The sequence below is a fragment of the Consotaella aegiceratis genome, from assembly GCF_036541425.1.
In the GTDB taxonomy this organism is placed as follows: Bacteria; Pseudomonadota; Alphaproteobacteria; order Rhizobiales; family Rhizobiaceae; genus Consotaella; species Consotaella aegiceratis.
On record NZ_JAZHFT010000069.1, the window covers coordinates 1 to 978 of the forward strand.

The following is a 978-nucleotide window of genomic DNA, read 5'->3' on the forward strand; positions in this document are numbered from 1 at the left end:
TGCCGCGGTGCGGGTGCGGGCCGCCTCGCGGGACTACAACCTCACCCGGCCCCGCTCCGGGGAATGGCTGTTGATCGAGTGGCCCGAGGGCGACGCAGCACCGCTCAAATATTGGCTGTCTACGCTTCCGCGCGCTCGATCCTCTCCTTCTTCGGCGCGTCGGCAGGACTCTTGACCTTGGAGCGATAGTGCTCGGGCAATCCGTCAATCTGAGCCGCGTTGAAGACGCTATAGCCCTTCATGAAAGGAATTGTCTGTTCGACTTCCTCGCCTTCATCGGTCGTCTCTGTCTTTTTGATGGTGTTCGCATAGACGACGAGCGAAGAATGTTCGCCCTTGCGGACTTGTGCGCCCATCGCCTGCGCTTGGCGATAGGTCATCCAGTAGGGCGACGCAAAGCCTTTCTCTTGCGCCTCCATCCAAAGCAACACGGTGTTGATCCCGCGATAAGGCACGCCATTCGCGCGAAGCGGGCGGAGGGTGCTTCCGGCCACGCTCCAAGGCTGGAACCATGGACGCACGCCCTGTTCAAGCTGCTCCACGATTTTGTTCGTAGCGCGCTCGTAAACATCGGTGTGGTGAGCTTCGCTCGTTCTCTGACGCTTGGCCATGATTTTCTCTCCTTTGGTTTTGGTGGCGGAAGCCGTCTGGCTTCTGCCTCCCGAGCCCGTGCGGAACTGCGGAGGAGAGAGGGGCAGGTCCTCAGGCCGGAGGGGGATCACCCGCCCGTAGGGGCGGCGAAGATCCGTCGTCAAAGGGATCTTCGCCGCGTCTGCACGACGCCGCGGCCGATCGGCGCGCAGCGCCGGGCGGGCGCAAGGAGGAAGATCGGGGATACCGGCCTGAGGGCTTGCGGGAGAGAGGGGGCGGCGTCCCCTTTCTCCCCCCGAGGCTGGCAATGGGCGCGGGGGCGCCCCGCGGGCCCCCGCGCCCCCCGGGGGCGGGGGGACCGGGGGGCGGGCGCGGGGTGGGCTGCCC

At 65.8% G+C, this 978-nt stretch carries 1 protein-coding gene; it reads right to left on the minus strand.

Features of this window, described 5'->3' with window-relative positions; genetic code table 11:
* Window positions 1–119 precede the first annotated feature (119 nt).
* Window positions 120–611: an ArdC-like ssDNA-binding domain-containing protein gene (locus SMD10_RS23680; protein WP_331688211.1), complete on the minus strand. Its 492-nt coding sequence runs from the start codon at window positions 609–611 to the stop codon at window positions 120–122.
* Between the last annotated feature and the right edge of the window lie 367 nt (window positions 612–978).

Excerpts from the sequence above, each read along its gene's own strand:
- SMD10_RS23680 (WP_331688211.1), bottom strand. The coding sequence starts at position 611 with ATGGCCAAGCGTCAGAGAACGAGCGAAGCTCACCACACCGATGTTTAC.